The sequence below is a fragment of the Pelomonas lactea genome, from assembly GCF_043555885.1.
GTDB classification, from domain to species: Bacteria; Pseudomonadota; Gammaproteobacteria; order Burkholderiales; family Burkholderiaceae_C; genus Pelomonas; species Pelomonas lactea.
Genome location: NZ_JBIGHX010000008.1, coordinates 242,245 through 264,736, shown reverse-complemented (window position 1 = coordinate 264,736; position 22,492 = coordinate 242,245). Strand labels below are relative to the sequence as shown.

Annotated in this window: 21 protein-coding genes, 2 tRNA genes and 1 pseudogene; 7 read left to right on the top strand and 17 right to left on the bottom strand. The window is 61.6% G+C overall.

Annotated elements, in window-relative coordinates; all coding sequences use genetic code 11:
* Positions 1-6: 6 nt before the first annotated feature.
* Genes ACG04Q_RS20805 through ACG04Q_RS20795 form a run of 3 tightly spaced genes read right to left on the bottom strand, consistent with a single transcriptional unit; the run spans position 7 to position 3,685 of the window.
* A complete protein-coding gene (locus ACG04Q_RS20805) occupies positions 7-1,962 on the bottom strand; it encodes a DUF3732 domain-containing protein (RefSeq protein ID WP_394513289.1) in 1,956 nt (651 codons plus the stop codon).
* Positions 1,962-2,471 (bottom strand): three component ABC system middle component, encoded by a 510-nt coding sequence (locus tag ACG04Q_RS20800; protein ID WP_394513287.1) that lies wholly within the window; start codon positions 2,469-2,471, stop codon positions 1,962-1,964. Before ACG04Q_RS20800 ends, ACG04Q_RS20805 begins: the two co-directional genes overlap by 1 nt.
* Positions 2,468-3,685 carry an ABC-three component system protein gene (locus ACG04Q_RS20795; RefSeq protein WP_394513286.1) on the bottom strand — a complete coding sequence of 406 codons (1,218 nt, stop codon included), beginning with the start codon at positions 3,683-3,685 and terminating at the stop codon, positions 2,468-2,470. The genes ACG04Q_RS20800 and ACG04Q_RS20795 overlap by 4 nt, the downstream gene beginning before the upstream one ends.
* Positions 3,686-3,952: 267 nt before the next feature.
* Here ACG04Q_RS20795 and ACG04Q_RS20790 point away from each other — a divergent pair, with 267 nt between their 5' ends.
* Positions 3,953-4,609: a DUF6988 family protein gene (locus ACG04Q_RS20790; RefSeq protein ID WP_394513284.1), complete on the top strand. Its 657-nt coding sequence runs from the start codon at positions 3,953-3,955 to the stop codon at positions 4,607-4,609.
* Between the two features lie 18 nt (positions 4,610-4,627).
* Here ACG04Q_RS20790 and ACG04Q_RS20785 read toward each other — a convergent pair whose 3' ends face one another.
* Positions 4,628-5,845: a hypothetical protein gene (locus ACG04Q_RS20785; RefSeq protein WP_394513282.1), complete on the bottom strand. Its 1,218-nt coding sequence runs from the start codon at positions 5,843-5,845 to the stop codon at positions 4,628-4,630.
* A 190-nt stretch (positions 5,846-6,035) separates the two neighbouring features.
* Between ACG04Q_RS20785 and ACG04Q_RS20780 the strand changes: the two genes are divergently transcribed.
* Positions 6,036-6,839, top strand: a complete 804-nt coding sequence (locus ACG04Q_RS20780) for an FRG domain-containing protein (RefSeq protein ID WP_394513281.1) — start codon at positions 6,036-6,038, stop codon at positions 6,837-6,839.
* Positions 6,840-6,898: 59 nt separating this feature from the next.
* On the opposite strand, the gene ACG04Q_RS20775 is transcribed toward ACG04Q_RS20780, so the two are convergent.
* The 7 genes from ACG04Q_RS20775 to ACG04Q_RS20745 all read right to left on the bottom strand — a co-directional run bounded on the left by ACG04Q_RS20775 (position 6,899) and on the right by ACG04Q_RS20745 (position 15,971).
* On the bottom strand, positions 6,899-8,503 hold the full coding sequence (locus tag ACG04Q_RS20775; RefSeq protein ID WP_394513280.1) for a hypothetical protein: 1,605 nt from the start codon (positions 8,501-8,503) through the stop codon (positions 6,899-6,901).
* Positions 8,504-8,562: 59 nt separating this feature from the next.
* Entirely contained in the window at positions 8,563-9,339 is a 777-nt protein-coding gene (locus tag ACG04Q_RS20770; RefSeq protein ID WP_394513278.1) for a hypothetical protein, read from the bottom strand.
* 59 nt (positions 9,340-9,398) lie between these two features.
* Positions 9,399-10,232 carry a thymidylate synthase gene (locus tag ACG04Q_RS20765; protein ID WP_394513277.1) on the bottom strand — a complete coding sequence of 278 codons (834 nt, stop codon included), beginning with the start codon at positions 10,230-10,232 and terminating at the stop codon, positions 9,399-9,401.
* Between the two features lie 22 nt (positions 10,233-10,254).
* Positions 10,255-10,575 (bottom strand): hypothetical protein, encoded by a 321-nt coding sequence (locus ACG04Q_RS20760; RefSeq protein WP_394513276.1) that lies wholly within the window; start codon positions 10,573-10,575, stop codon positions 10,255-10,257.
* A gap of 103 nt (positions 10,576-10,678) precedes the next feature.
* Positions 10,679-12,565, bottom strand: a complete 1,887-nt coding sequence (locus tag ACG04Q_RS20755) for a site-specific integrase (RefSeq protein ID WP_394513274.1) — start codon at positions 12,563-12,565, stop codon at positions 10,679-10,681.
* 3 nt (positions 12,566-12,568) lie between these two features.
* Positions 12,569-14,386: a hypothetical protein gene (locus tag ACG04Q_RS20750; protein WP_394513272.1), complete on the bottom strand. Its 1,818-nt coding sequence runs from the start codon at positions 14,384-14,386 to the stop codon at positions 12,569-12,571.
* Between the two features lie 283 nt (positions 14,387-14,669).
* Positions 14,670-15,971, bottom strand: coding sequence for a tyrosine-type recombinase/integrase (locus ACG04Q_RS20745; RefSeq protein WP_394513271.1), 1,302 nt, complete (start codon positions 15,969-15,971; stop codon positions 14,670-14,672).
* 125 nt (positions 15,972-16,096) lie between these two features.
* Between ACG04Q_RS20745 and ACG04Q_RS20740 the strand changes: the two are divergent.
* The 3 genes and pseudogenes from ACG04Q_RS20740 to ACG04Q_RS20730 all read left to right on the top strand — a co-directional run.
* Positions 16,097-16,273 (top strand): annotated as a pseudogene (locus tag ACG04Q_RS20740) (thymidylate synthase); the annotation flags it as partial.
* Positions 16,270-16,764 (top strand): dihydrofolate reductase, encoded by a 495-nt coding sequence (locus ACG04Q_RS20735; protein ID WP_394513270.1) that lies wholly within the window; start codon positions 16,270-16,272, stop codon positions 16,762-16,764. The pseudogene ACG04Q_RS20740 and the gene ACG04Q_RS20735, both read left to right, overlap by 4 nt.
* Position 16,765: 1 nt before the next feature.
* Positions 16,766-17,344, top strand: a complete 579-nt coding sequence (locus ACG04Q_RS20730; RefSeq protein ID WP_394513269.1) for a DUF4337 domain-containing protein — start codon at positions 16,766-16,768, stop codon at positions 17,342-17,344.
* A 58-nt stretch (positions 17,345-17,402) separates the two neighbouring features.
* Here the strand turns inward: ACG04Q_RS20730 and ACG04Q_RS20725 are convergent.
* The 6 genes from ACG04Q_RS20725 to ACG04Q_RS20700 form a co-directional block, all read right to left on the bottom strand.
* Positions 17,403-17,477 (bottom strand) — tRNA-Val (locus ACG04Q_RS20725).
* 38 nt (positions 17,478-17,515) lie between these two features.
* Positions 17,516-17,590: transfer RNA gene (locus tag ACG04Q_RS20720), tRNA-Val, on the bottom strand.
* A 33-nt stretch (positions 17,591-17,623) separates the two neighbouring features.
* A complete protein-coding gene (gene dnaQ / locus ACG04Q_RS20715; protein WP_394513268.1) occupies positions 17,624-18,355 on the bottom strand; it encodes a DNA polymerase III subunit epsilon in 732 nt (243 codons plus the stop codon).
* Complete coding sequence (lgt, locus tag ACG04Q_RS20710; protein ID WP_394513266.1) at positions 18,352-19,161, bottom strand: prolipoprotein diacylglyceryl transferase; 810 nt, start codon at positions 19,159-19,161, stop codon at positions 18,352-18,354. Before lgt ends, dnaQ begins: the two co-directional genes overlap by 4 nt.
* 58 nt (positions 19,162-19,219) lie before the next feature.
* Positions 19,220-20,191 carry a tetratricopeptide repeat protein gene (locus ACG04Q_RS20705; RefSeq protein WP_394513265.1) on the bottom strand — a complete coding sequence of 324 codons (972 nt, stop codon included), beginning with the start codon at positions 20,189-20,191 and terminating at the stop codon, positions 19,220-19,222.
* A gap of 104 nt (positions 20,192-20,295) precedes the next feature.
* A complete protein-coding gene (locus ACG04Q_RS20700; protein WP_394513263.1) occupies positions 20,296-20,556 on the bottom strand; it encodes a TIGR04438 family Trp-rich protein in 261 nt (86 codons plus the stop codon).
* A 60-nt stretch (positions 20,557-20,616) separates the two neighbouring features.
* Between ACG04Q_RS20700 and ACG04Q_RS20695 the strand changes: the two genes are divergently transcribed.
* Both ACG04Q_RS20695 and ACG04Q_RS20690 read left to right on the top strand, forming a co-directional pair.
* Positions 20,617-20,913, top strand: coding sequence for a c-type cytochrome (locus tag ACG04Q_RS20695; protein WP_394513262.1), 297 nt, complete (start codon positions 20,617-20,619; stop codon positions 20,911-20,913).
* Between the two features lie 159 nt (positions 20,914-21,072).
* Positions 21,073-22,440 carry an esterase-like activity of phytase family protein gene (locus ACG04Q_RS20690; RefSeq protein ID WP_394513260.1) on the top strand — a complete coding sequence of 456 codons (1,368 nt, stop codon included), beginning with the start codon at positions 21,073-21,075 and terminating at the stop codon, positions 22,438-22,440.
* Positions 22,441-22,492 lie beyond the last annotated feature (52 nt).

The following is a 22,492-nucleotide window of genomic DNA, read 5'->3' as shown; positions in this document are numbered from 1 at the left end:
GCGCGCCTAGGCCCACGCTTCCGGCACCAAACCTCTTCCACGCCACTCCTCGACGAGATGGACGTTCTCAAGTCCGCCCCAAACCTCCTCGCCCGCGTGGTCTAGAACGATGATCTGCAGTCGTCCATCGGTCTTCTGGATGATGTCGTTGAAAAGTGCGAAGACCTTCCTCACTGCGACCACGTCCTCGTTATCCCAAGTAGGATCGAGCTCTTCGTCACTGGATTTACCAGCGCGACGGGCAGGGAAATAGACCTGACTCGGCTGGTCATAGATGAGGAGCGCCGGAACGGGGTGTTGCGGCAAGCGAAGGAAATAGCCCTGCAACGCAAGGCTTAACGCAACGTGATAGGCCAACCAGTTCGCGCCGCTGCCAATCTCCCAGAGGAAGTCATCGCGAGTCTCGCGGATAACTCGCACGGTGAGGTCTTGAATCACGAGTCGGATTGGCGCGTCAGGCCACTCACCATCAAGCTGCGGAATAAGCCTGCCCGAGATGTCCTGGATCGTGTTGAGCGCGTTCTCCAGCTTCCGTCCAATCTCATGCTCCGACACCAGCTTGGCCAGCCGTTCGACTTCGGCCCGCAGCGTCGAAATCTCCTGGTTCAGCTCCGAGGACGTGTCTGCAGCGTCGTACAGCCTGAGTGCCTCTTGCAGCCGCCCCAGGAATCGCGAGATTTCTTCGCCTCGCGTCGTGACCTTCCGTGCCTCATCGGACTGCCCCTCCAGGGTGCGAATCTCAGCACGCACTGCGGCCAAGTCGTTGAGCACGGTGTCGACCGCCTCCCGCTGTCGCAGCGTCTCCTTTCCAAGTGATTCCGCAACGCTCGGATAAGACCGCAGCCGCAACTCAATGCCTTCCAGCGCTTGACACAGCTGGTCGACTCGCGCACGGCCCGCCTCGCTGGGCTCAAGGACCGCCGCGGGATGCTCTGTCGCAAGGTCTCGAATCCAGGCCGACAAGCCCAAGCGGTCGCGCTGGATGCGCAGACCATCGCGGTACTCGTCGCTGCTTTCGTCGAGCCGGCGCAGTTCATGAAGGCGTTGACGGGACTGATTGAGGGTCATCGTCAGCTTCGACTCGACGGCGCGCAGTTCGGTGAGCCGGCTCATGATGACGTCCATCGCCGCCAACGTGGGCGTTGCAGACCGCGTGTCGCTGCGAAGCGCCTCTCGCAGCAGGTCGACTGTCGAAGGCCAATCATCCGGCACCGCGGTGTGCGCCGGCAGAAGCCCATATTCAATCGCCAGACGGGCCCAAGCAAACCCCTCACGCTGCCACGCGGCGCCTGTGTCCTGGCGGGCCTTCAACTCCCCTTCCTTGCGACGGAGAAGCCGCGACAGCCGGTCGAGGTCATGCCGCGCCTGAAGCAGTTCCGGGCTTATCGCGCCGAGCACGTAAGGGAAGATGGTCTTCAGCTTCTCCCGGTGATCCGTCGTGTCGGCCTTGAAGAACAGGACGTCGGGGTTGGCAACGATGTTCTGCGGCTGGAACAGGAAGGCCATCAGGTCGCGGAAGCTCACGCGCGACTTGAACCTCTCATCCGTCCCGGGCTCGAACTGCAGGTTCGACAGACCCGAGAGCCTGTTCAAGACGGCCTTCACATAGTCGACGTTCTGGTTCTTGCCCGTGATGACCGCTGGGACCTCAACGACCGGCCCCTCCAGGAGCAGCATGTCGCCGGACGCTTTCAGGCCACCAGGCTCCCGTCGTGCGAGCAGCTTCTGTCCTTCAAGCGTATCGACCAGCACGCCAAACCACGAGCACGTCTCTCGAATAACGCCCACGGGAATCGCACACTTTTCCGACCCCAGGCAGTAGTCAATGATCGGAATGACCGACGACTTCCCAGTCTTCGAAGCGCCGCTGATGACGTTCACCATGCTCGGCTCGAACTCGACCACTCTCGGCTCACCGCCTTTCCGCGGCCACAAGATGACTTTCAACAGTTTGAAGTGCATCAGAACCCTACCTTCAATGTGTGGGCAACCTGCTGGTCCGACAGGCCGGCGAACCAGTACCCGATCTTTTCGCAGGCCGGTGCGATTCGTCGGATTCGCTCAGGGAGCGACGGGGCCCGCAGCTCATCGTGCGGACTGAATGCCCGGACGGTTGCGGTATTCGGCTCGATGCGGACCAGCCGCGCCTGCTCGGCGGCAATGAGAGAGCCGAGCGTCAGCTGTCGCAGCGCCAAAGCACGACCATGAACCGCCAACAGGTCCTCGCGCTGCTCGCCGAGCTTGCCGGCGAAGAGATGCAAGCCAGAAGCCTTCTGCGTGCCCAGCACCATGGCCAGCGTCGGCGCGTGAAGGACCAGCGGCAAAAGCAAGAACGCAAGAGGCAGGGTCACAGCCTGCCCGTCCCGTTCCTGGAATCCAAGACCGAATCGCCAGATGGCGTACGCACCCAGCGCTTCGTTCTGGACGATTGCGGCCTCGGTGAGGCGCGCTACACGAGCGCCGTCCGTCACTTCGCGTCCTCCTCGTTCAGAAGAGCCTGGTGCTCCGGGTGCCACCCCAGCTTTCGTCTGTCGGCCAAGTCGTTGAAGCCCCCGTGCGTGAAATGTCCAGGCACTTCACGGCTGTCCAGTGGCACCTCCATGGCGGCACAGCGGCTGTAGACGATCCGCCCTTGAGCCTCCTGAGGTTTCTCGGAGTAGGTCTCCTTGACCTCGCTCAGCGCCGCGTCGTGCTTGCGCAGCAAGGTCTCTTCCCAGTCCTCAAAGGTGCGGTCGTGAACGAGGCCCTGATCCGCCCACTTCACCTTGTCGCCAGACGTACGCATGAGGTCACTGGCCGCCCTTAGCTGCTGCTCTTCGGACGCATCTATCAGTTGCAGCTGCCTCACGAAGACAGGACGGGTCGTCAGCAAGGCCTTCGTGACATCTTTGGATGGAGCGGCCGTGAAGGTTGGCAGATAGCCCGCCATGTTGTTCTGCTGGACGAAGGCATGAAAGTTCCTTCGGAACTCTGCGACACCCACCAGCGCCGGGACCTTCCGGCGAATGCACTTGTCGGCTGCCTCCTTGGCCTGGCCAATCGCCGAAGCGCAGATCACGTCGAGCGACGCCTCTGGGACCGTGGGCCGCAACAGCTCACGAAGAGGCTCCAGTGGGTCGGCATCGGTGGCGAAGACGGCGGTCTTGCCGACGACCGCCACGCGCAGCTCGTCAGTCGCATCGAGGAACTTCTGAACGTGCGCGATGCACTTGGGCGCGTCAGCCTTCTTCTTCAGCTTGTCTCTGACCTGTGTGACAAGTGCTTCGACAGCTTTCGCATCCGCCGCGGCATGCATCGCCGCACTCAGCTTGCCGGGCTTCGGTGGCGTCACGTAGAGCTGGAAGGAGGTCTTCGCCCCGTCAACCTTCTTCGTCTCGACCGCGTCCAGCCAATTGGCGACCGTCTTCCAAAGGTCATCGGACCAATCGGAAATCGGGTTGTGCGCCAGTGCGCTTTTGCATTGCTCGAGCAGCAGCGTGCCATCGGCGTAGTGGACGGCGACATCGTCCAGGTACTCGAGCGACACGCTCGAGTCGCGCGGACTGCTCAGCAGGTAGTAGCACAGCCGGACCGGCTGCAACGCGAACCCGAGGTACGGGCCGGCGGCGGCATGCTTGACGACAAGCGGCGCCGCCCCGCTCATGCGAGCGGCCTCGGCATCGACGGCCGCGACAAAACGGCCCAATAGATCGTGGACTTCATGACGCTCCCGTGTGCGACTCTGCCAATGACGGCATTGCACTCATACTTTGTTGTTAGGTTAGCAGCTATGGCCTGCCCGAATCAGCTCCATAGGGCTATCCCTAAACTCGCCGGGGAGCGCTTCTCAGCGCCAGAGCTGGCGGCCCGGCATCTAGCCGCGCATGTTCGCGCTGCTCAGGCTGCCGGGTCGAATGGGCACGCAGTAGCGGGCGTGCTAGAACGGAGGCTCACGCAGGGAGGGCGTGACGCCATGGGCGAACTCGACGAGATGCTGGCCAAGTCACACGACTTCGCTGAACACCTGCTGGGCATGTTCGGGGAAGACATCGAGTGGTTTGGCGGTGACCGGCCCGAAGCCGCAGCGGCGGCCGCCGAGCTGGCGTTCGAGCACGCTCACGCGCTTCGGGTGCTCTTCAGTGCGGGCACCCCGAATTCCGGCGCGGCGATGCTGCGCTTGCAATACGAGGCCCTGTTGCGCGCCGCCTGGTTGCTCTACTCGGCACCGGAGAGTCCGGTCGAGAAGCTCTCGGCCTTTCTGACCGAAGAGACTGCCGCGACGGCCAAGAACGTCATCAGCGCCGAGAAGATGCTGCTGGCGCTCGAGAGCACCGCTGAGAAGGCACCCAACCTGCGCGGCCTGGTCCTGCAGCTTCGAGAGCTTCGCGACAGTGCCTGGGCGCCGATGAACGGGTTCGTCCATGCCGGCCTGCATGCCCTCGCACGGACCCAAGATGGATTTCCTGCGGAGCTGGGGACCAACTTGGTGAAGCTCTCGAACGGGATGCTGCCCATGTCGGCACGGCTGCTGGCCAGGACGACGACATCAGTGGCTCTGGTCACCGCGGTAGACAAGGTGTACGAGCGATTCGTCGACGTGCTGCCAGTGGTCGCACCTGGCGGCAACTGACCTCAGCGACCCACAGGTTTATCGCCGAGTAACGCTCTCCGCTAGGCGCGCCTGTGCTGAGCTCTTCTGGGCGGATACGGCAGCCGCCACAGCTGCGGCGGTCGTTGCAGCCATGCGGTCAAGCGATTCACGCATCTGCTTTGCGTCCTCTGCAAGGCGCTGGTTTGCCTTCTTGGACTCCGCAAGCTGCTCCGTCATGAGGAGCTCCATCCGGTCCTGCTGGGCGTCGTTCTCAAGCTTGTATGCCCTCGCAACCCATAGCTGCCAGCACGTCATGAGGATGGTGAAGAAGACTGAAGCGCCAAGAGCCCACTTGGCCCAGAAGATGCCTCGCTCGGCCTGCCGAAGAGTCGTATTCGTGGCTGCTGCGCTTTCTTCCAAATCGCTCTTCCACTGAGGGATCACCTCCGTGAGGAACAGCATGTGGAGCTTGGCCAACTCGTCGGCCATCCCGCCCATGAAGCCGGCCACTTCGCGCAGTTGCCGAGCCGATTCTTCACTGGCTATTGCGGCCCGTCCCATGGGCGTCTCTTCAAACGGCGGCAGCTTGATTTCCGCCAGTTCAAAGGGGGGTCGAGCCTCGAACGCAGGGACGTTGACGCGCTCAGCGAGCGACTCCGCAATAGAGGACCCGTAGCCCGTGTGGATTGAGCTTCCGCGCATCAGGCGCTGAATGCGCTCTTGGTCATCGAGGGCTTTGCGAACGGCACCCATCGCTGACGACTCCTTGAGGGCGTTTCGCATGACCGACAGCCCGCTCAGACTGTCCCCCAACGCGCTTCGCACGGACTCAGAGAGGGTACTGAAGCTCTTCTGTATGGTCCCCTGAATGGAGGCCATGCCGTCGTTGATTTTCTTCAGCACTGCCGCCCCGAGTTCCTCGAGCGGCGATGCCTCGCCGACCAGTGGACCGACACGACATGCCTCGGCGACCCCACGCGCCAGCGCGTCAACGTCTTCCGAGGACAGGCGCTCGTACATCTCTGCAGTTAGCACCGATGAGCCGTCGTCAGGCTGAGTTCGCACGAGCCGCTTCACAAGGGCTTCGCCAAGGCCACGCATCTTCTCTGGGTCCTGGGCGCCATCGGCGTACGGCCCGAGAACGTCCATGTCTCGCATCTTCAGAGCATGTGCAGACAACGGCCCGATGCTGGTCTCCACGGCAACACCGCCGGGCGTTCTGGGCGCCTCGGGCGTGCTAGGCGAGGTACTGTCGCTGGCTTGCTGGTCTGTCATTCTCGTCTCCTCCCTTTGAGCGTCATTGTGCCGAGGAGCCAGACGTCGTGTGCCGCGCTCGGTGCGGCCCCTCGGAACGGCAGAGAGGCCGCGCCTGAGCGAACACCGCTCGCGCGGCATCATCACTTTTCAGGGTGACTGTCGCGTTTGCAGTGGTCACGATCCACCCAGCTACGCGCGAGGATGCCCAATGTCCGTCGTCTCTCCACTGCCCATCGAAAAGCATCAGAGCTACGGCAATTTGCTATCCCATTTGAACAATCTCAAGGCTGCCCGCCTACCAAACGGCGACCAACAGTTTTTGTTCAGAGGCGAGGCCAGATTGCACCCGAATGCGGAGGGTCGTGCCACGGTTCGCTCGACGTTTCACAGGCTCCAGTCGGATGCGACTCTGGTTGGTCAAGCGTTCACGATCTACAGACGCGCGCAGCAGATTGTTGGAGCCTCGGCCGGGTACTCGGTCAGCCACGAGGATGCCATTGCTGTGCTCCGGCACTACGAGCTGCCCACCCCTTCGATTGACGTCACAGGAACACCCGAGGTGGCGCTGAGCTTTGCCCTGGGCTCCACCAGCGATGGCGTATCCAACGAGCGCTTCGTGTTCGTCATCGACTGCGCGAAGCTGCCAAACGGAGGCGGCAAGCAAGACGAGGAGCCGTTCGTGGTGACCGTGGAAGACCACTTTTTCCTGACGCAGCCCATCAACGACGGCGGACTGACGAGTCGCTGGATGCGGCAGGATGGCTTCGCGCTCATGCCATCGTGGTGGAGAGCTGCTGTGCCCGCTTTCGACATGCTCGATGACCGGATGCTTGGCGCCTTGTCGCTGCACTCATTTCCGGCGGATACCTGCCCTGGCTTGCCAATGCCAGACCTCATGTCAAAGGCCAACGACCAAGTCGCTGCCCGAGTGGGAGCTGCGGTCCGGGCCTTCGTTGAGGCACAGGGATGGCAGGTTCATCCGTACTTCGCAAAGCTGGTCATGCAGATTTGACTCGGAGGCAACAACGCTGTGGTCACGCTTGGCGGCAGCTGAGCTCGGCAGCCCGGCGCTCATTGCGCGCCTTCTAGGGCCTCATCCAGTTCCAGCCTGAACGTCGGCAGGTCAGCCCGCAGCACATGGTCCTGCGCCTGGAAGCATGCCTTCAATAGCGGCAGGTATTCCTCGCAATGGCCTGGCCCGTATGGGTAGATCAGATGCGTCCGCACGGAAGCCGCCAGCGCACTGAGGTGGTCCTGCTGCTCAAGGCGCCGGAGCATGTGCAACGCTGAGGTCAGCAGCTGTTCCTGAACTCTGCTGGTGACTCGGTCGGAGAGGAGGATGGGCTGCATCACCCGACCAAGGGCTTCAGCCGCCTGGAATGAGATGTAGACGTGGTTGCCGTCGGTCTGGTCAGGCGTGACCACGTTCTTCTCTTCACCGGTGAGGTGCTCGGCGTCGTCGATCCACTCCGCCGTCGTTGCCACCAATTGGTAGAGAAGGTAGCTCAGCGGCGTGGGGAATTCGTCGTCGCCATCGAGTTCGTCGACCTCCCGCGCACGCTCAACCAATCTGGTCGCGAAGTGGGGCATGTAGTGAAGCCACAGATGGTCGTTGGACCTCTGATGCAGCCCCTCCAGCACCATGACGCGGAAGAACCAGATGCCCGCGTAAACCGGGCACCTGTGCTTGGTGGTCTCACGGTATTGCAGCTGCGGTCCGTTGAGCTTCTTCAAGAGCGCTTCGTCACCGTCGATGTGTGCCAAGACGGCCTCGCCGACAGACCGATAGACGCCCAGCTTTCCGGCGAGCTCCACGTCCTTGAGGTAGAAGTTCAGCAGCCGGTTCTCGTCGGGAATGTAAAGCCGGTGTCCTTGGCCGCCGACGAAGTTCTGGTTGTCCTTCAGCTCGATATAGAAGATGCTGCCTTCGTTGCCCAGAAGCGCGTCGAAGAACTCATCCTGAAATTCCTCCACCAACAAGGTCGCTCGTTCCATCACTTGGAGGCACAGGTACGGCCTGGCCGTTGCAAGGTAAGCCACGAGTTGCCGCGAAGTCAGTAGACGCTTGACGATGATCCTGGCGCGATTGCGCAGGCTCTCCGACGGGCCTATCAGGTCCGCAAGGGTCTCGCGCGCCCAGAACCATGCCCTTGCAATCCAACCCAGCTCACCAACGTTGCCGAGGGTGAGTGTTCCGTCGTCGCGCATGAGCACTTGGAAGGCGGGACGCGGTGGCTGGATGAACTGGGCAACGCGATTGCGCACGCCCTCAGACATCGCGACGTCGATTGCCGGCACGAGGTGCCGGTCGAGGAGCACAGCCAGTTCGTCGAAGCGACACTCATGGAGCAGCGATGTGCTGAGCCTGTTGAAGATGCTCAGCCTGCGACGGGTTAGGCGCCGAGTCGTCAGAGCCCGTATCGGCACGAAGACGGCGAGCAGCAGGAACAAGAGGTACTGGGTGGTGCTCTTGTCGAAGCCCCACTTCCACGGCCCGAGGACGGGAAACACGCCCACGTCCCTCAAGACCGGCTCGAAGTAGAAGGCGTGGATGGTCAGTAGCACGCCCGAGATGACGCACCAGTCGACCCAGGTCAGGCGCAACCTGAAGCCGAGCCGCGCGTTGTTGGGTAGAAGCGCCCACACTGCGGCAATAAGCCCCAGCATGGTCAACATGCCGCCTGTGTCGATGCCTGGCGGAATTACCACAGTTGGAGCGTCAGCAGCCACGGACTCTAGGCGCCAAGCAGCTTGGGCAGGTACGGCAACAGCACAGCGGATACGGCCGTGCCGATGGCATAGGCCTCCTCGCCGCCCTTCTTAATCTTGCTGAGGTTGTCGGACACCTTCGCGACCTTTTCGATGACGCCAGCGGCTTTGGCGAACAGGCCCTTGGCCTCTTCGGGTGCAGCGGCCACGGTCTTCTCGATCACCTTCTCCTGGGTTTTGTAGGCGCCGGCGACTTTCTGCAGCGCGTCCTGTACCGGCTTCACGCCTTGAACGCCGTACATGCGTAGCGCGCCGCGGATGGTCTCGACCTGCTTGCGGACGAAGTCCCGCAGATAGGGCGCCATGTCGGTCTCGCCGAGTGCAGCTTCAAGTGCCGCGAGTTCCCCTTCTAGGACGGTCAGTTCTTCAGCGGACATGTCCGCCTCGTCCTCTTCGCGCAGCGCCCACGCAGCCCACTCGAGGATTTTTCGGACATCGGGCGTGTGCAGGTTTCCAACGTGGTTCTTCCAAGGGGAGTGGATGTGGCCTGGGGAGGCGTATTGACTCATCCTCTCGAAGGAGGGACTTGTGAGCCCCGTTGGAACACCGTGAGCGTCGAGCCGAGCGCGCGCGAAGTTGACTTCTGAACGCAGCCCCATGAGGAGTGTTGTGACCTCGTCTTCGAGGTGCGGCCTATCGAGCGCGACGTCGAATGCTCCAGCCCATGCATTGAGCGTCGACTGCTCCGCAGTCTGCTGCATAAGGCGGTCGTAGATTCTCAGCAACCTGCTGGCTGCATTCATTGTTCTTCCCTCCCTGTGCGAGACGCCCTCAGCCGTCAGCTGAGGCAGCCTCGAAGCGTTTAGACCGCGATGGGCGCGGCGATTGATGGGTATGGGTCATACCCCTCAATTACAAAGTCCTCAAATTTGTAACCGTAGATGGAGTCGGGCCGCCGATTGATTTTCAACGTTGGCAGCGGACGCGGGTCCCTCGAAAGCTGGGTCTTGATTTGCTCCATGTGGTTTGAATATGCATGGAGGTCCCCGATGCTGACGATGATTTCGTGAGCTACGAGGTCGCATTGCTGCGCAAGCATGTGGGTAAGCAATGCGACAGAAGCGATGTTGTATGGAAGACCTAGGAAGCTATCCGAGCTGCGGATATATAGCTGAGAAGAAAGCTTGCCATTTGCAACGTAGAACTGATACAACAAATGACAAGGCGGCAGGGCCATTTTTCCTTGCTGCGCGTTTTCTTTCGGGCTCAGCTTGTCATCGGGCAGATATTCTGGATTCCAACCATGGAACAGAATTCTCCGACTGTTCGGATTGTTCTTCAGCGCATTGACGACGTAGTCAATCTGATTGATTGTCCCGCCGTCTTTTGTTGGCCAAGCCGTCCATTGCTTCCCATATATCGGGCCAAGCTCACCTGTTTCAGTAGCCCATTCATTCCAAATGCTAACGCCATGCTCCTTGAGCCAAGCAACGTTGGTATCGCCATTTAGGAACCAAATTAGCTCATTGGCAATGCTCTTGAAGTGGAGCTTCTTCGTGGTGAGCAGCGGAAATCCGTGCGCGAGGTTGTGCCGAATCTGACGACCGAAGACTGACGTCGTGCCGGTGCCAGTACGGTCGCCCTTGGCAGTTCCGTTTTCGAGGATGTCAGAAAGCAGTTCGAGGTATTGTTTCATCTTTATCGACTAGGCCGATGGTTCAGATTGCACTTAAGCGGCCGCCCTGCAAATTCTCAATAATCTCATCGCGCCTTTTAACTTCTCGTCGCAGATAGAGAATCTCTTCATAAAACAGGCTGTTCTGCTTCAGAAGACCCTCCAGTTGCCTGGATACCGCTACTTCGGGGTCGATTATGGGCTCTTCGCCTTGTTCTACTGTAAGCACCTCCGCCTGTGGTGGCTTCTTGGCTTCCGCCTTCAAGTCACGCACGCCCTTAAGAGCCCAGGCTCTGTCGCGGATCGTGTTGAGCGACAACTTCGTGAGCTTTTGAAGTGATGCTACTGTGGGCTTCAGCTTCATCTTCTTCCTCTTGGCAGGGTCCGCCAGCGTGGTGAGCGCGTCTCGGATAAGCCGGTCGTTCCCAGTCGGATCACTGGGTACATCGTCGCTCTGTATAGGCGTTTTAGTCGACATGGTGACCACCGAGTCCAAGCTTGTTGATGTGACGACCGATCTTTTCAGCCTGACCAATCCAGATGACCTTGTACGCCTTGTTGGTCTCTGCATCGGCTTTCGCCAAGAGGCGGTCGTGCCGCGCAACGAGGGCCTGCCCAGCGCGCTCGGTGATGACATGGCTCTCGCAGTCCGGGTCGCACTCGAAGTCGCCGTAGCAAGGCGGCTCCTTGTCGAGGACTGGGAGCGCAAAGTTCTTTGTGCAGCTGCCAATGCTGGTCGGCTGAATCTTGACGCCGCTGTTGGCTAGGTTCCGGATGTACCGTTCGCGGGCGGCGCCGAAGTAGGCCTTGCCTGCGAAGAAGGCATCTGTGCGAGCCTTGTGAGCTTCGCCACCGCCGCCTGCGAACCGCGAGTCCTCACCGAAGAGGTCTTGCAATGCGGTCTCCCGAGCTTCTGCCATGCGGCTGGTGACGCTGGCCATGAGCTCTTTCCGGTAGTTCCCGTAGCTCGCAGTGACCTCGTTTGGCATGCCGTAGAAACGGCTATGAAAGTGCTTCAGCTGCATGCTGATGAATTGCAGCCCGACTTGCTGCTTGGCAAGTTGGAAGACGAGTGTTTCGCGGCACTGATGAACCGAGAACGTCCAGTCAGCGTAGACGCCTCCAACATCAATGCGCTCCAGCCACCGGCACAGCTTGATGTTCAAGGAGCCCAATGCGTAGCCGCGGCCGTCCTTCGCAAAGCGCTCGAACGGGCTGGAGAACAGGTACTTGTTGCCCGTGCACGCGCAAAAGTATTCGAGGACATCGAATGCGTCCCTTGTGATGTCAATGGCGAGCCAACCTTCGGCAACCGGAGCTGACTTCGAACGCCCCTTCACCACCTTCGACTTCAAGAACCAATACCCATTATTGAAGTCAAGGGCATCACTATACAAAAACTTCGTTTCGGAGCTCCTCATCCCCGTCAAGAGCAGAATCAATAAGATTGCGGCATTTTGCGCATCGCAAATGAATGCCTCGAGATCGCGCTGACCAATGCCGAAACGCGCTTGGAGACCAGATGCGCCAACCTTATTATTCAAATAAGCGTCAACAGCCTCCGCGTAAGCGTCAAGATCAATTTCTTCGATCCATTCAGGCTTTCGAGGCACATCTGTGCAATGAATGGTCAGGCCCAACATCGCCTTGAACCGAAGAATGTATTGAATACACTGATCCTGAATGAACAGGAAATGAACATCAGTGAGCGTCGCAATACCGGGACCGTCAATCGTCTTCGGCCACGGGATGCTGCCCTTCTCAATGTCAACTAGCTGCCACCGCAGCGGCTCTGAAAGATTGGACTGAACAACGGGGTCCGAAATCAGCTTCAAGGCACGCTTCAGTGCGGCTCCGCGCCCCGGATATTGGGCGATGGCTTCCTTGAGCAAGCCGAGCGAAATTTCGGACAACTTTGTAATCGTTCGCCCGTAGCGCGCTTGAGAAATGGCGATTGCGGAAGAAAAAACCTTGGCAAGCTCGTCAGTACGAGCTTTGACGGTTCGCGGATCGACCCCCTCTTTCGCCGATTTTGCATGCTTGACTAGCCGAGGGAATTTAGCGTAGATCGCAGCGGCAACTTTCAAATCAGAGACGATTTCACTCGTCAGGCAATACGTATACCGTCCGCGATGCATCGAATTTACATGCTCGAAAGTATATCCCTTGCCATAGATGTAGTCCAACCAAGCGATGGAGCTTGTCGAGGGCCCTTGATATAGCTCATCCCCTTCCTTGTAGAATGGCCAAACTGGGTCTCCGATTTTCCCCAGCCAAATCGGCGCATCGGCGGGAAAAATGGCCACCCCAGCCATAACAGCTTTAAGAGAAGGCAGTGCATTCGCGGTTGTCATGACTCAAATCCCTTGATAAATGAGTTGATCGACCAAAATATCATCGAGCTGCACAGCCTTGATCTTGGCTTCGGCCAACACGTCCGCAGGGAACACGGCGTTCTCCTCCAGCACGCGGTCGATGAGTTTCACGACATCCTCAAGGAGCTTTCGACGAGGCTCAATGGAAGGTGAACCCTGCTCAAGCACCGCCGACACTCTTCGCCGATAGACAATAATTTTTGGCAACGAGTTCTCAGTCACAACCGCCTGATCGCAGAATAGACACATATTCCAGTGCCGACAGACCCCTCCTTCTTTATGGCGTGTTACCTTGCGAACCATCTCGCTTGGTGAATATGGGTCGTAACAACCGCAACCCGAAAGCGTCTCGTGGAAGGCGTCTGGATCAGCCACGTTGCGGATTGCTCCGGCTCCAGCCGCCCCCTTTTTACCTGCTTGATATTCAATCGAACGCCGGGTTATGCCCTCAAGAGCGCCGGAAACTATTGAATTGAACACCGGTTGAAGGCGATGTTCGTCCAGGTAAATCGCGGTCGTGCCAATATTCGCATGTGAGATTGCGGCTTGAACCTGAAAAATGTCAGCCCCGGCCAGAACCATGTTTGTGACCAGCGTCGGGCGACACCGCGCCAAATTGAACTTAAAGTTGTCCCCAAAGCTCTTCTTGAGGCCTTCTTCGTTCGCAAATCGGCCATACCAAGTAGCAGCCTTCCCTTTAGGGTCGATCCCAACAATGACGGTTTTTCCAACAGTCCTTGACGCCTCCACATCTTCGAAAATGAAAAGCCGTTGCTGCAGTTCGCTAGGCGCGTACTCTCTGATAGGAGCAGTGATCGCCAAGATAAGCCGAAACAGCCGTTCCACACGAACAACAGAGCCCTCTTCGATGAATTTCTCCTCCACCTCGAGGTTGTCGTCTTTGGCCAGTTCAACATCCAGCAGATCAAGGTGAAGCGACTGTTCTTCCGACCTAGTGTGGCTGGAGGCGCGCTTCTTCTGAAAAGTTATTACCGCCTTACCCGTCAATGCGTGCTCGGCTTGGTAGCAGTCAACGTCCAGCTTCTTCAGCGACTCGACGTTAAGACCGGTAAGCAAGCAGAACTCAGCCGCAAGGGGCATCACCAGACGGTCATCGACATAGGGCCATACACCCCACCGGCAGAACAGCCTTCGTAGGCGAGTGTCGGTTGCTACCGTGTTCAGGTCTCTACGTCGGAAGTCCTCCAGCATTGCGCGCGCATCGCACCCGTACTCGTTCTCGAAAGACCACAGCAAGGCGCGCTCGTCGGACTGATGCACATACATCGGCGCGATGCCGACTGCCTGCTCCGGGGTGAGCCCCTTGCGTAGCCGAAGGGCCACCACCCCGGCGTCAACGCCGTAGGCTCGCGCGGCCTCGTTCACGCTTGGGTAGCTAGCTCCCTCAATGACCAGCTGCGTGGCAACCCCACTGGACGCCCGCTTGCGCGGCGTAAGACCCAGTGCCTCGGATGTGCTCCAGCCAGCCTTCAGACGGCTCTGAAGCTTGCCACGCGGCACACCGTACCGACGAGCCAGTTCCGACGGTTCGTACTCGACACCATCGAGCTCTACTGACGCAAGAGTGTTCTTCTTCCGGTAAGGAATTCCTTCACCGGTGCGTGTGTAGCCATTGACCACGCTGCGCGCGACGTTGGTCCACTTTGACAGCGCCGCCGTGATTGCTTCCTGCTGATCCTCGGTGTACGAGGCGCGGCTATCGGTCTCGCGCACTCCCTTATGCATCGGCGAGTGGTACACGTTCGCATCAATCAAACTCATTGAGTAGGCGACGTCCATGACGCGCCTAACGCTCTTGTAGAGGCTGTATCTCGTCTTGCTAGCGAGCTTTTGTTTATCGAGCCACTGATTGAATCGAATCAGGGCATCGGCCTCCCAGTGCAGGTGCAAGTAAAAGCGCGGGTCTACTGAAAGCTCTGTGTACCCGGAGCCAGTCTGGACTACGTACTCAAGATACTTATTCTTTGCGTATCGAAAATTCGCCGCGTACGGCTCGTCTTGCTCTCTTTCAACACGGAAGAATATCCATATTAACTGGGCATACGGATTTCGGAGCGTAGGCTCAGGGGGGCGCGTGATTCGAACGATGTTTTCCAATGTGGCCTCGACTTTCCTTGTGTCTTAAGGGTGCTAACCACGATTCACTCCGAATCGTTTCAGCCTCCTCCAGACGGTTAAGTCGATGGCCAGCCTTGGTCAACTTGTCCAGCATGGCAGGTGAGATTTGGGTATAAATCTCAGTGGTTTTCAAATCACTATGCCCAAGCATCTGCTGGACAATTAGCATCCGGTCCATATAGTCCTTGCCAGCATCAGAAGAAAGGACAGAAAAGGCAGTACCATGCCGCAGCCAATGAGGACGGATATTTTTCGGCAGTCCCGCGCGGTCGGCTGCAGCATTAAACTGCTTCGTGGCGTTGCGGGCCTGCCACTTGAATTGATTCGCGGTCAAAAACACCGGCTTGTCAGGATCATTGAAGTCCCAACCTTCAGCGAGTTCATATTCCGCAGTATTGTGGTACGCACAAATACGGCGCAACGTAGCCCTGGAGATAAGAGTAATGCGTTCCTTGGTCGTGCCAGCCCGCCCTTTCAGCCCACTGATGCAAATGGGAATGAATTCAAGCGAGGAGTCGTACATTGAGGAACTCGGCAAATCTTTTACCGTAAGTTCAATCAACTCAGTGATTCGAAGCCCCATGTCGTACTGCGCATGAAACATGCACCGCTCGCATTCGTTGTGAAACCCTTTGAGCACTGCGATAACGACGCTGGCATCAATGGCCTTGGGGCTTTTCGGACTGCCACCTTTCGTGACGTATCCCATCTTCCCGTCCCTACCACGAGGCGACTTCTCCATATCTCGCAGTTGGCGCGCATCGTCGGTGCAAAGCCAGTCCAGGAACTCATACAAGCAGGCCTCGCGCGCCTTGAGCGTCCTATTGCTCTTGGCGCCGAGTTTTTTCATGTACTTGAGCCAGTCGATAACGGCGTCCCTATTCAGCGCAATGATGTTCTGATCGACGCTAAGACCAGGCAGAGGCGGATGGGCCTCAATCCAGCGGACGAGGTAGGTCATAGTCCGGCCGTACTGAAGCGAGGTGCCAGCGGAGTAGGTCAGGCCCACTTGGCGCCCAACGTGGCTCAGCCACGAAGAAGCGGTTCGTACAATGAATCCCTTGCTGTCGCTCACGCAGAGGATGGGTTGCGGCGCCCCGGCAAGTTCCAGCGTGAGGGACGTGCCTGGCATGGACAGCACGTCGAGCTTCCGCCTCGTTTCGTCAAAGGGGATGATGGTGAGCAACGCCTTGGCGTACTCCTGGAGACCCTTGGGTCGCGCACCGAGATACACGTCCATGCTCATCGACCGCAGCTCCTTAAGTTGATTGAATTTATGGTTCGAAAGAGCAAGCTGTCAAGCACACGAAAACGCTCAATCATTCCAGGGAGAAGGAGAAAAAATTGAACGTTCTCTTTTGGTTCCGTAAACACATCTACGACAACCACGTGGAGCAGGTGCAAACCCAGCTGGCCCGTGAGCCCCGGCCCTACCCGACCATGACGCTCAAGCGTCGGCCGGCGTCGATCTTCGACTACGAGTTCGAGGACTTCGAGCTCAGCGGCTACGACCCGCACCCCGCCATCAAGGCGCCGGTCGCCGTATGAGCACGATCACGTTGGTGGCCGCCGTGGCCAGGGACGGCGCCATCGGCCGCGACAACGCGCTGCTGTGGCACCTGCCCGAAGACATGGCGCGCTTCAAGGCGCTGACCGTCGGCAAGCCGGTCGTCATGGGCCGCAAGACCTGGGACTCGATCCCGGCGAAGTTCCGCCCGCTGCCCGGCCGGCGCAACCTCGTCGTCAGCCGCAGCGCGACCGCCCTGCCCGGTGCCGAGGTCTTCGCCAGCCTGGACGCGGCGCTGGCCGCCTGCGCCGAGCCCGAGGTCTGTGTCATCGGCGGCGGCGAGATCTACGCGCTGGCGCTGCCACTCGCCGCCAAGCTCGCGCTGACCGAGGTGGACGCCGCCTTCCCCGACGCGGACCGGCATTTCCCCGCCTGGCCGCGCGATCAATTCACCGAAGCAGCCCGCGAGACGCGCACCAGCGCCGCGGGTGTGCGCTTCGATTTCGTCGATTACTTTCGCAGAGAGAACTGAGATGTCTTCAGGCGGTTTTCACGTCCACGGCCCGCACGACCACGAGCTGGAGCACGCGGCCCAGCATGAGCCCAAGGGCCTCGCCGGCCAGCTGGCCGTCATCACGGCCATCCTCGCCACCGTCGGCGCGTTCTTCTCGTACATGGGCGGGGCCACGCAGGCCAACGCCGCGCTCTACAAGAACGACGCCGCCATCCGCAAGACCGAGGCGGCCAACAAGTGGAACTACTACCAGGCCAAGAGCAGCAAGCAGAGCCTGGCCGAGCTGGCGCTGGACATGACGCCCAGCGAGGAGCAGCGCGCCAAGTACCGCGACAAGATCGCGCGCTACGAGAAGGAAAAGAACGACATCAAGGTCGAGGCCGAGAAGCTCGAACACGAGTCGCGCGAGTTCGACGAGAAGAGCGGCGAACAGATGCACATGCATCACCGCTGGGCCCAGGCCACGACGGCGCTGCAGATCTCCATCGCACTGGCCGCCATCACGCTGCTGACCAAGCGGCGCTGGATGGAGGTGGCGACGCTGGCCGTCGGCGCCGTAGGCGTGGCGCTGGGCGGCGCGGCCTGGCTGCACTACTGAGCCGCCGCGCAACAGGCAAAGAAAAACCCCCTCGCCGCGAGGCCGAGGGGGTTGGTTCTGGTGGGCGGTGCAGGGTTCGAACCTGCGACCCCTGCCGTGTGAAGGCAGTGCTCTACCGCTGAGCTAACCGCCCGAAATCTGGCGCGGCGCTTTCAAGGAACCAGGAGATCCTGGTGGGCGGTGCAGGGTTCGAACCTGCGACCCCTGCCGTGTGAAGGCAGTGCTCTACCGCTGAGCTAACCGCCCTTGAAAACGCATCGGCTTTCGGGAAGCCCACGATTATGCCACGGTTTGTGCGGGTTCGAGAACTCGCCATTTGCATGCGCCGCCGGCGGCCTTGTCCAGGTCCACCAGCATCTTGGCGTGGGCCTCCGCCTCGGCGGCGTCGGCCAGCAGCACGGGCAGCTCGAAGCGGCTCAGGTCCGCCGCCTCGACCAGGGCATCCACGTCGCCGCCGCCGGACGAATCGCCGTGGTCGTCCATCAGCAGCGCGTCCTGCCCGCGCGTCAGGCGGATGTAGACGTCGGCCAGCAGCTCGGCGTCCAGCAGCGCGCCGTGCAGCACGCGCTTGGTGTTGTCCACCTCCAGGCGGCGGCACAGCGCGTCCAGCGAGTTGGCCTTGCCGGGGAACAGGTCACGCGCCATCAGCAGCGTGTCGCGCACGCTGGCCACATGGTCGGTCAGCACGCCGCGCTTCAGGCGCTTCAGCTCCGCGTTGACGAAGCCGATGTCGAACGGCGCGTTGTGGATGACCAGCTCCGCGCCGGCCAGGAAGGCCAGCAGATGGTCGACGATCTCGGCGAACTTGGGTTTGTCGGCCAGGAACTGCTCGGTCAGCCCGTGCACGCGCAGCGCGTCCTCGTGGCTGGCTCGCTCGGGGTTGATGTAGAGGTGCAGGTTGTTGCCGGTCAGCTGCCGGTTGACCATCTCCACGCAGCCGATCTCGATGATGCGGTCGCCCCGTTCGGCCTCCAGGCCGGTGGTTTCCGTGTCGAAGAAGATCTGCCTCATGCGGGCCTCTGGTTGCGCTTCGTCGCCCACGCGAAGATGGCGATGCCCACGAGGATCATCGGCAGGCTCAGCCACTGGCCCTGGCTCCAGCCCAGCGCGCGGTAGCCGAGGAAGTCGTCGGGCTCGCGGAAGTATTCGGCCGCAAAGCGCAGCGCGCCATAGCCCATCATGAAGACGCCCGAGATCTGCCCCGTCGCCCGCGGCTTGCGCGCATACAGCCACAGGATGACGAACAGCAGCAGGCCCTCGCCGGCGGCCTGGTACAGCTGCGACGGATGGCGGGCGAGGCCGCCGTCATTGGCCTGCGGGAAGATCATGGCCCACGGCAGGTCGGCCGGTGCCTGGCGGCCCCACAGCTCGCCGTTGATGAAGTTGCCCAGCCGCACGGCCATGATGCCGGTGGGCACGCAGGGCGCGATCAGGTCCGACACCTCGAAGAAGCTGCGGCCGCGGCGGCGGCCGAAGATCCACAGCGCAAACAGCACGCCCAGCAGCCCGCCGTGGAAGGACATGCCGCCCTTCCAGACCTCCAGCACCTCGGCGAGGTGGTGGATGTAGTAGTCGGGCTTGTAGAAGAAGCAGTAGCCCAGCCGCCCGCCCAGCACGACGCCCAGCACGCCGTAGAACAGCACGTCGTCGACGTCCTGGCGCGTCCAGCCGACGGCGGCATGCTGCGGCAGGCGCACGCGCCGGCCGGCCAGCCACAGGAACAGCCCGAAGGCGATCAGGTAGGTGATGCCGTACCAGTGCACGGCCAGCGGGCCGAGACGGAGGGCGATGGGGTCGAACTGGGGATGAACCAGCATGAGCTCGGCACGAAGAGAAAGCGGCCGGCATCATAGCCAGCCGCTTCGGGCCGCCCGCTCAGGCCAGCTCGGCCAGGCGCTTCTTCGCGTCCTCAACGACGCGCGGGCTGGAGCGCTTGTTCTGCAGCACCCGCTCCAGCGCCGCCCGGGCCGCGGCCTTGTCGCCCTTGGCCTGCAGTGCCTGGCCGGCGCGGTAGTCCAGCGGATAACGGTCGGCGCCTTCCAGAGAACGGCAGCGCTCCAGCAGGCGCAGCGCCTCGTCGGGCTGGTGGCCGTCCAGCGCCACGCGGGCCAGGCCGTAAGGGCCGGCAGCGTGCTGCGGGTGCTCGCGCTGCACCCGCTCGAAAACGCCGCGCGCCTGGGGCAGCGACTTCTGCTCGATGAACTCGGCGCCCAGCCGCATCCAGCCATTGCGCAGCTCGCGCTGCAGCGTGCGGTCGTCGCCCGGCTTCACGGCCTGCAGCTCGCGCTCGGCGCCGGCCCAGTCCTTGGCCTGCGCCGCAACGAGGAAGCGCAGCAGCCGGGCCTGCTCGGGCTGGCGGGACTGCACCTCGCTGGCCAGCTCGCGCGCCTTGGCCTCGCTGCCGCCGGCAAAGCCGGGCGCGATCAGATAGAACTGCGCCAGCGCGCTGCGCGCCTCGTAGAGCTGCGGGTCCAGCTGCACGGCCTTGACGAACTGGTCCTTGGTCTTGCTGGCCAGGCCCGGCATCTTGAAGACGCTGGCGCTCATGGCCTGCTGGCCGTAGATGCGGCCCAGCGCATAGCTGCAGGCGGCCTGCGGGCGCTTGTCGGCGCAGGCCTGCAGCGGCGCGATGGCGGCCTCCAGCCGCGCGGCGTCGTTGTCGTCCACGGCCACCAGGGCCAACGCGACGGCGGCCTGGTCGTCGTCCGGGCGGGCCTTCATCTGCGCCTGGGCCGCGCGGGACAGCTCGGCGGTGCGGCCGGCATCCAGCCAGGCCTGCCACTGCGGGTCCTGCAGCAGGTCGGCCTGCGCGGCGCCCGCCAGCAGGGCCAGCGCGAGGGGAAGCATTCGGGGGATCATCGGTTTCTCCGGAAGGGACGCGGCCTCAACGTCGTGGCGCCCGGAGCGGATGCTGGGGTTTGCCCGCCGTGACTTCAGGCATGGCACGCTGACTAGCGCTTCTTCTTGGCACCCGGCCGGAATTGCGCCAGCGCCTCCATCTGCTGCTCGCGCCTTGCCGCCTTCTTGGCGTCCAGTGCGTCCATCGCCTTCTTCTGCGTGAGGCCCGTCGAGTCCGAGAACCACCACCACAGCACCGCCAGCGGGAACGGCGACAGCACGATGGCCCAGGCCCAGAACTCGTCCTTGTGGAACTGTGCAAATCCACCCAGCTTGAGCACGATCAAGAGCACACCGATCAACACGAACGCCATGCGGCATCTCCTTCAGGTATCTTTCGCAGTCACTGTAGTCCACGTCACCGAAAGGTTCTCATGAAAGCCCTGCTTCTCGGCCTCGCCCTGATCGCCCCCGCCGCCGCCTTTGCCAACCAGGAACTGGCGCAGAAGAAGAACTGCATGGCCTGCCATGCGCTGGACAAGAAGCTGGTGGGCCCGTCGTACAAGGACGTGGCCGCCAAGTACGCCAAGGAAAAAGACGCCTACAAGAAGCTCGCCGAGAAGATCCAGAAGGGCGGCTCGGGCGTCTGGGGCCCCATGCCCATGCCGGCCAACGCCGTCACGCCGGCCGAAGCCGAGACGCTGGCCAAGTGGGTGCTGACGATCAAGTAAGGCCCCCCGCCCTGCTCGACGACAGGCCCTGCGGGGCCTGTCTTCGTTGGCGCGGCATGAGCCGAAGGGCTCAAGCCGCGCGCGAGCGCTTCATGGGCGATTCATGGCCGCTTTGAAGAATGGCGGCGCAGGCCGTTCTGCGCCCCACTCTTCAAGTTCATGACCCGATTCGCCCTTCGCGCCTCGCTGGCGGCCACGCTGGCCGCCCTGTCCGCCGCCCACACGGCCCACGCCGCATCCGCCACGCTGGAAGGCTGGGCGCTGATGCCCGCCAACACGTTTGCCGAAGGCCCCACGGCCGGCCAGTTCGCCAACAGCGCCGGCGGCAACACGCTGCCGCTGCTGAACAAGCAGCCGGTGCAGGGCTTCTCGGCCGTGCTGGCCGGCCCGACTGCCGGCACGTACTACTTCATGCCCGACAACGGCTTCGGCACCAAGGAGAACTCGGCCGACGCGCTGCTGCGCCTGTACGCCGTGACGCCCAACTTCAAGACCGCCACCGGCGGCACCGGCACCGTGTCGGCCGCCAACTACAACAGCGGCTCGGCCATGGGCGGCTTCAACGCGGGCAGCTACATCACGCTGTCGGACCCGAACAACCTGCTGTCGCTGAAGATCCAGGCCGACTACAAGCGCTACTACAACAACGCCGCCAACCCGCTGGTGGACAGCAGCATCCGCAACGACCGCCTGCTGACCGGCGCCGACCTGGACATCGAGTCCGTGCGCAAGGACAAGAACGGCAACCTGTGGTTCGGCGACGAGTTCGGCCCCTACCTGGTCAAGACCAACGCCAAGGGCGAGGTGCTGCGCCGCGAGATCGGCATGACGGGCGTGCTGTCGCCGCAGAATGAGGCCGTTGCCAACGGCAGCGCGCTGGCCACGCTGGGCCGCTCCAGCGGCTTCGAGGGCATGGCCATCAACCCGAACGGCGACCGCCTCTACACGCTGCTGGAAGGCACCGTCACCGGCGACCCGGCCAAGACGCTGCGCATCAACGCCTTCGACGTGACCACCGAGGCCTACACGGGCCAGCAGTGGAACTACAAGCTCGACACCGCCGGCACCAACATCGGCGACATGACGGCCATCAACGACCACGAGTTCCTCATCATCGAGCGCAACGGCGCCACGGCCACCAGCGGCACGCCGTTCAAGAAGATCTTCCAGATCGACCTGAACAAGGTCGACGCCAGCGGCAACGTCATCAAGACCGAAGTGGTCGACCTGATGAACATCGCCGACCCGCACGACCTCAACGGCGACGGCAGCAACGCGTTCACCTTCCCGTTCACGACCATCGAGAGCGTGCTGATCCTGGACGCGAACACGCTGCTGGTGGCCAACGACAACAACTACCCCGGTGTCGGCGGCCGCAATCTGGGCTCGGACAACACCGAGTTCCTGAAGATCCATCTGAACCAGGCGCTCAATGTGGCGCCCGTGCCTGAGCCGAGCACGTATGCGCTGATGCTGGGCGGCATGGGCCTGGTGGGCTTCATCGCCCGCCGCCGCCAACGCGGCTGATTCGCGCAGGCAACAAAGAAGGCCGCCCTCGGGCGGCCTTTTTTCTGGGCGA

Coding starts and splice junctions, on each gene's coding strand:
- ACG04Q_RS20770 (WP_394513278.1), bottom strand. CDS start 9,339: ATGAATGCAGCCAGCAGGTTGCTGAGAATCTACGACCGCCTTATGCAG.
- ACG04Q_RS20705 (WP_394513265.1), bottom strand. CDS start 20,191: ATGCTTCCCCTCGCGCTGGCCCTGCTGGCGGGCGCCGCGCAGGCCGAC.
- ACG04Q_RS20690 (WP_394513260.1), top strand. CDS start 21,073: ATGACCCGATTCGCCCTTCGCGCCTCGCTGGCGGCCACGCTGGCCGCC.
- ACG04Q_RS20700 (WP_394513263.1), bottom strand. CDS start 20,556: ATGGCGTTCGTGTTGATCGGTGTGCTCTTGATCGTGCTCAAGCTGGGT.
- ACG04Q_RS20745 (WP_394513271.1), bottom strand. CDS start 15,971: ATGAGCATGGACGTGTATCTCGGTGCGCGACCCAAGGGTCTCCAGGAG.
- ACG04Q_RS20730 (WP_394513269.1), top strand. CDS start 16,766: ATGTCTTCAGGCGGTTTTCACGTCCACGGCCCGCACGACCACGAGCTG.
- ACG04Q_RS20735 (WP_394513270.1), top strand. CDS start 16,270: ATGAGCACGATCACGTTGGTGGCCGCCGTGGCCAGGGACGGCGCCATC.
- ACG04Q_RS20775 (WP_394513280.1), bottom strand. CDS start 8,503: ATGTTGACCATGCTGGGGCTTATTGCCGCAGTGTGGGCGCTTCTACCC.
- ACG04Q_RS20755 (WP_394513274.1), bottom strand. CDS start 12,565: ATGACAACCGCGAATGCACTGCCTTCTCTTAAAGCTGTTATGGCTGGG.
- ACG04Q_RS20760 (WP_394513276.1), bottom strand. CDS start 10,575: ATGAAGCTGAAGCCCACAGTAGCATCACTTCAAAAGCTCACGAAGTTG.
- ACG04Q_RS20805 (WP_394513289.1), bottom strand. CDS start 1,962: ATGCACTTCAAACTGTTGAAAGTCATCTTGTGGCCGCGGAAAGGCGGT.
- ACG04Q_RS20780 (WP_394513281.1), top strand. CDS start 6,036: ATGTCCGTCGTCTCTCCACTGCCCATCGAAAAGCATCAGAGCTACGGC.
- ACG04Q_RS20750 (WP_394513272.1), bottom strand. CDS start 14,386: ATGGACGTCGCCTACTCAATGAGTTTGATTGATGCGAACGTGTACCAC.
- ACG04Q_RS20790 (WP_394513284.1), top strand. CDS start 3,953: ATGGGCGAACTCGACGAGATGCTGGCCAAGTCACACGACTTCGCTGAA.
- lgt (WP_394513266.1), bottom strand. CDS start 19,161: ATGCTGGTTCATCCCCAGTTCGACCCCATCGCCCTCCGTCTCGGCCCG.
- ACG04Q_RS20765 (WP_394513277.1), bottom strand. CDS start 10,232: ATGAAACAATACCTCGAACTGCTTTCTGACATCCTCGAAAACGGAACT.
- dnaQ (WP_394513268.1), bottom strand. CDS start 18,355: ATGAGGCAGATCTTCTTCGACACGGAAACCACCGGCCTGGAGGCCGAA.
- ACG04Q_RS20785 (WP_394513282.1), bottom strand. CDS start 5,845: ATGACAGACCAGCAAGCCAGCGACAGTACCTCGCCTAGCACGCCCGAG.
- ACG04Q_RS20695 (WP_394513262.1), top strand. CDS start 20,617: ATGAAAGCCCTGCTTCTCGGCCTCGCCCTGATCGCCCCCGCCGCCGCC.